6 protein-coding genes are annotated in these 5,436 nt (G+C 69.6%); 3 read left to right on the top strand and 3 right to left on the bottom strand.

The window, feature by feature from the left end; translation table 11 throughout:
- Nucleotides 1–266 (bottom strand): type I restriction-modification system subunit M N-terminal domain-containing protein (locus ACE3SS_RS14655; protein WP_374595214.1); only part of this gene is annotated, 266 nt, incomplete at its 3' end.
- Nucleotides 267–397: 131 nt separating this feature from the next.
- On the opposite strand from ACE3SS_RS14655, the gene ACE3SS_RS14650 reads away from it, so the two are divergent.
- A complete protein-coding gene (locus ACE3SS_RS14650; RefSeq protein WP_374595212.1) occupies nucleotides 398–1,456 on the top strand; it encodes a TraB/GumN family protein in 1,059 nt (352 codons plus the stop codon).
- Here ACE3SS_RS14650 and ACE3SS_RS14645 read toward each other — a convergent pair.
- A complete protein-coding gene (locus ACE3SS_RS14645; protein WP_374595210.1) occupies nucleotides 1,413–2,108 on the bottom strand; it encodes an RluA family pseudouridine synthase in 696 nt (231 codons plus the stop codon). The genes ACE3SS_RS14650 and ACE3SS_RS14645 overlap by 44 nt on opposite strands.
- 159 nt (nucleotides 2,109–2,267) lie before the next feature.
- Between ACE3SS_RS14645 and ACE3SS_RS14640 the strand changes: the two genes are divergently transcribed.
- Nucleotides 2,268–3,824: a methyl-accepting chemotaxis protein gene (locus ACE3SS_RS14640; protein ID WP_374595208.1), complete on the top strand. Its 1,557-nt coding sequence runs from the start codon at nucleotides 2,268–2,270 to the stop codon at nucleotides 3,822–3,824.
- 107 nt (nucleotides 3,825–3,931) lie between these two features.
- Nucleotides 3,932–5,074 carry an AI-2E family transporter YdiK gene (ydiK, locus tag ACE3SS_RS14635; RefSeq protein WP_374595206.1) on the top strand — a complete coding sequence of 381 codons (1,143 nt, stop codon included), beginning with the start codon at nucleotides 3,932–3,934 and terminating at the stop codon, nucleotides 5,072–5,074.
- A gap of 19 nt (nucleotides 5,075–5,093) precedes the next feature.
- Here the strand turns inward: ydiK and ACE3SS_RS14630 are convergent.
- Nucleotides 5,094–5,436: bile acid:sodium symporter (locus ACE3SS_RS14630; protein ID WP_374595204.1), on the bottom strand; the 343-nt coding region annotated here is incomplete at its 5' end.

Here is a 5,436-nt window from a genome sequence, read left to right as displayed (position 1 = left end):
CCCAGCAGTTTGGGCAGGTCGAGCGGGGACTGGTTGAAGAACTTCAGCCCCACTTTCTTGAGCAGGAAGGGCTCGGGGTTCACGCCGAGTTTGGTTTTGGCTTCCAGTTCGGCCAGCACGGCGGGCTTGGTGGCTTCGAGCACGCAGTCGAGGCGGCGCAGCACGGTGAAGGGCAGGATCACCTTGCCGTAATCAGAACGCTTGTAGTCGCCACGGAGCAGGTCGGCGACGGACCAGATGAAGGCGGAAAGGGCTTGTTGGTTCATGTGACAGCGAGAGTCACCCCACGGGGGGCGGTTGCGACCGCGCGACTCTAGCGTCTAAAACCACCCCGCGCGCCGAACGTGCCACGGCCGATTTGAGCGATAGTCGAGCCCGATTCACCCACTCGACCACCGTGAGCCCGCCCATGATCGCCCTGCCATCGCTGTTCTCGCGCCTGCTGAACGCCTGCCTGCTGCCCCTGGCGCTGATCTGCGCGGGTCGGCTGGCTCATGCCGACGGCGGCTGCCCGCAGGTGCCGCCGGCGCCCAGCGCCGAACAGGTGCGCGACGGCATGGCCCACGCGCGCGACCGCGGCGTGCTGTGGCGGCTCGAGCGCGATGGCCGCGTCTCGTGGTTGTACGGCACCGTGCATGTGGGACGCGCCGACTGGGTCTACCCCGGCCCGACCGTGCTGGCGGCGCTGGTGGACAGCTCGACGGTGGCGCTCGAACTCGACATCACCGACCCCGGCGTGGCCCAGGCGCTGACGCAATTGCCGCCGGGCGTGGCCGACCAGCCGTTGTCGGCGAGCCAGCGGCGGCGTCTGCAGATCCAGGCGGCGGCCGCCTGCGTGCCGGTGGAGCAACTCGCGCCGCTGCACCCGGTGCTGCAAGTCACCAGTCTGGCGGCGTCGGTCAACCGCCGGCAGGGGCTGGACCCGATGTGGGCGCAAGAGTTGATCCTGACCGGCATCTCGCGCGGCATGGGCAAGCCGATTGCCTCGCTCGAAACCGCCGCCACGCAGCTCGCCGCCCTGCTGCCCACCGACCCGGCCGAAGCGCAGCGCGAGGTGAACGAAGGCCTGGATCAGATGGAAGACGGCCGCGCCTCGCGCCTGCTGAACCGCCTAGTGCGCGACTGGGAGATTGGCGACCTCACCGATCTGGCCGACTACGCCAAGTGGTGCGAATGCCTGCTCGACGCCGCCGACCAGGCCGCCCTGCGCCGCTTGCTCGATGAGCGCAACCCCGCGCTGGCAGATGGCATTGCCAAACTGCATGAACAAGGCAGCGTGTTCGCCGCCGTCGGGGCCATGCACATGACCGGGCCGCTCGCCCTGCCCCGGCTGATGCAGCAACGGGGGTTCGTGGTGACCCCCGTGCTGCCCGCGGCTGCCACCCCGGCAAGCACACCCGCCAAGTCGTCCGCTAAAACGGCGCCGGCGCCTCGCAAACCAGCGTCTGCCCGGTAAGCGGGTGCGGCAATTCGATGCGCCACGCGTGCAGCAGCAAGCGGGGCGCGGCTTGGCGCACGGCCTCGGGCGCATACAGCTCGTCGCCCACGATGGGGTGGCCAATGGCCTGCAAATGCACCCGCAGCTGGTGTGAGCGACCGGTCACCGGTTCGAGCTCGACGCGGCTGGTGCCGGAGACCACATCGACGCCACGCCGCCAATAGCGCGTGAGCGACGGCTTGCCCACGGCGTGATCCACCTTTTGCAGCGGGCGGTTGGGCCAGTCGACGATCAGGGGCAGCGCGATCTCGCCTTGCTCGTGCGGCATCGCCCCCGCCACCACGGCGATGTAGCGTTTGTGCACCTGGCGGTCGCGAAACAACCGGCTGAGCTGGCTCTGCGCCGCCTCGCCGCGCCCGAAAACCACCAGGCCGGACGTGCCCAGATCTAGCCGATGCACGGTGAGCGCGTCGGGGTAGACGGCCTGCACGCGGCTCACCAGGCAATCGCTCTTGTGCTCGCCCCGCCCGGGCACCGACAGCAAGCCGCTGGGCTTGTTGACGATCAGCAGCGCGGCATCGGCATGGCGCACGTCGAGCCCGGTATCGGGGGGCGGCTGGTAAGCGTCCAGGATCAGGGCCGGACTCGGCGGATGAACAGGCGAACTCAAGGCAGGCTCGAAACAGGTGCAAGGGTGGCCGCAAGCGCGGCGACGGGCGTGAAATTGTGCCCGGATGCCCGCGCTAATCTGCAATTCGCGCCGAGCCCGGTCAACTCAGAATCCGCCAAGCCCTTCTGCGCCCCCAGCACTCCTGGATCGGAACACGCCATGCGCCTCAACCTGCCCGTCACGGGTCAAGAACGCGAATTCTCAGAGCAGGACATGCTGGTGTCGATGACCGATCGACAGGGCGTCATCACCCATTGCAACGCCGCGTTCACGCGAGTGGCGGGCTACAGCTGCGACGAACTGCTCGGCCAGCCGCACAACATCATCCGCCACCCCGACATGCCGCCCGAGGCGTTCAAGGACATGTGGAACACCGTGGGCAACGGGCGCCAGTGGTCGGGCATCGTCAAGAACCGCGCCAAGAACGGCGGCCACTACTGGGTGCAGGCCCACGTGACGCCGCTGATGGAGCACGGCAAGCCGATGGGCTACCTGTCGGTTCGCACCAAACCCAGCCGCGAGCAGATCGCGGCGGCCGAGGCGCTGTATGCCCGGCTGACGCGCGAGCGAGAAAGTGGCCACCCGACCTTCAAGCTGCACGCCGGGCGGGTGCGCCCCTTCGGCTGGCGCGACTGGCTGGGCAAGACGCGGCGCTTTCAGCTGACCGGCCGGGCCGGCTTCGCGCTGGCGGCCGCGCTGCCGCTGGTGCTGCTGCCCAGCCTGCTGCCGCTGAGCACCGCCGCCGTGCTGGGCGTGCAGGCCGCGCTGCTGGTGGGTTTGTGGCTCGGCATCTTGGCGGCCATGAAGCGCGCCATCACCACGCCGCTCGACGACGCCATCAGCTTTCTGCGCAACATGTCGGCCGGCGATCTGACCTGCACCATCGATTCGGCCCGCACCGACCAGATCGGCATCTTGCTGCGCGGGCTGCGTCAGACCAACCTGAACACCCGCGCCTTCGTGCACGACGTGCGCCAAGAGACGGCGGGCATCAACCAGGCGATCGCCGAGATCGCCGCCGGCAACGGTGACCTGTCGGGCCGCACCGAGTCGCAAGTGGGCAGCCTGGAGCGCATCACGCAATCGCTGTCGCTGCTCACGGGCAACGTCCGCCAGACCGCCGACACGGCCCGCGAGGTGGCCGGCGTCAGCGAGCAGGCCAGCAACGTGGCCGAGCAAGGCGGGCAGGCCGTGCAGGGCGTGATCGACACCATGCAGGGCATACACGGCGCCTCGCAGAAGATGGGCGAGATCATCGCGCTGATCGAGAACATCGCCTTCCAGACCAACATCCTGGCGCTCAACGCCGCCGTCGAGGCGGCACGCGCAGGCGAGCAGGGCAAGGGCTTCGCCGTGGTGGCGTCTGAAGTGCGGGCGCTGGCCCAGCGCACGGCGGCGGCGGCCAAGGAAATTCGCGCGCTGATCGGCGCCTCGGTGGAGCAGGTGTCGGACGGCACCCGGCAGGTCGAGGCCGCCGGCGCCACCATCCTGAAAGTGATCGACGCGGTCACCCAGGTCACCGGCCTGATTCAGGGCATCACCAGCGCCACGTCGGCCCAATCGGGCGACCTGGAGCATGTGCACACCTCGATCAGCGAGATCGACAGCGCCACGCAGCAGAACGCCGCGCTGGTCGGCCAGGCCGCCGAAGCCGCCGCCTCGCTGCAACAGCAGGCTGGCGCCCTGGTGCGCGCGGCCAACGTGTTCCGCGTCTGACGCTGCCGCCCCGGCGCGCCCAGGCGGCAGCGCACGGAGGGCGCTCCTAGAATCGCTGCGCTCGGCCACCCCGGCGACGAGCTGACCGCACGCAGAAAGCGCCCGCCATGTCGCACCCCGAATCACATCGCGATCCGCACCCCCATCTGGCTCCGCGCCACGACATCGCCCGCACCGTGTTCATCGTGCTGCTGATCGGCCTGCTGATCGGGGGCTGCATCTGGATCATCAAACCCTTCTTGCCCGCCATCGTGTGGGCCACGATGATCGTGGTCGCCACGTGGCCCATGATGCGTCGCGCGCAAGCCTGGCTGGGCAACCGGCGCTGGGCCGCGACCACGTTGATGACGTCCGCCCTGGCCGCCTTGGTGATCGTGCCGGTGGGCGTGGCCGTGGGCACGATTGCCGCCAACGTGCTGGGCCTCAAGGACGAAGCCGCCGCGCTGTTGTCGCACCCGTTGCCGGCCGCCCCGGGCTGGCTGCACGGCGTGCCGATCCTGGGCCCGCGGCTCACCCATGAGTGGCAAGCGCTGGTGGCCGCCGGGCCCGGCGCCCTGGTCACGCAACTGCAGCCCTACGCCGGCAAGCTGGCCAGCTGGATCGCAGCCCGAGCCGGCGGCCTCGGCATGCTCACGCTGCACCTGCTGCTGACCATCTTCGTGGCCGCCCTGCTCTACATGCGCGGCGAAGAAGCCGCCCAGGGGCTGCGCCGGTTTGCCCGTCGCGTCGGGGGGCAACGTGGCGACAAGGCGGTGATCCTGGCCGGGCAGGCCATTCGCGCCGTGGCCATGGGCATCGTGGTGACGGCGCTGGTGCAGTCCGGCCTGGGTGGCGTCGGGTTGGCCATCGGCGGCGTGCCTTACGTGCTGGTGCTCACCTCGATCATGTTCATCTGCTGCATCGCGCAGATCGGCGCCGGGGTGGTGCTGTTCGGCGCGGCGGCGTGGCTGTTCTTCCACGAAGACCGCACCGGCATGGCCGTGTTCATGGCCGTCTGGGCGCTGGTGGTCACCTCGCTCGACAACGTGCTGCGCCCCATGCTCATCAAGCGCGGCGCCGATCTGCCGCTCACGCTGATCTTCGGCGGCGTGCTCGGCGGCCTGGTGGCCTTCGGCATCGTCGGCCTGTTCATCGGCCCGGTGGTGCTGGCGGTGAGCTTCACGCTGCTGAAGGACTGGATCGACCACCCGATCGACGGCTCGCCAGCCGACACCCCGGCGCAGCCCGCCGCCCCCACCATCCCCTACTGACGCCGCCGGCCCGCGGGCCTCACGAGCGGTTGGCGTAGCGCCGCGCCAGCACCGCGCAGACGAAGAGCTGCAGCTGGTGATAGAACATGATCGGCAGCACGATCACCCCGAGCGAGGCGCTGCCCCCGAACAGCAGCTTGGCCATCGGCACGCCCGAGGCCAGCGTCTTCTTCGAGCCGCAGAACACGGCGACGATTTCGTCTTCGACGGCAAAGCCCAGCGCCCGCGCCACCCGCCGCGTGAACCACAGCATCGGGAACAAGAACAGCGCCGCACCGGCCAGCGTGATCACCAGCAGCTCGGCGCCGTGGCGCGTCCACAGGCCGTCGGCCACCGAATCGCTGAACGACGACCACACCAGC

The sequence above is a fragment of the Aquabacterium sp. genome (assembly GCF_041915145.1).
Classification (GTDB): Bacteria; Pseudomonadota; Gammaproteobacteria; order Burkholderiales; family Burkholderiaceae_C; genus Aquabacterium.
This window is presented reverse-complemented; position numbering and strand designations above follow the sequence as displayed.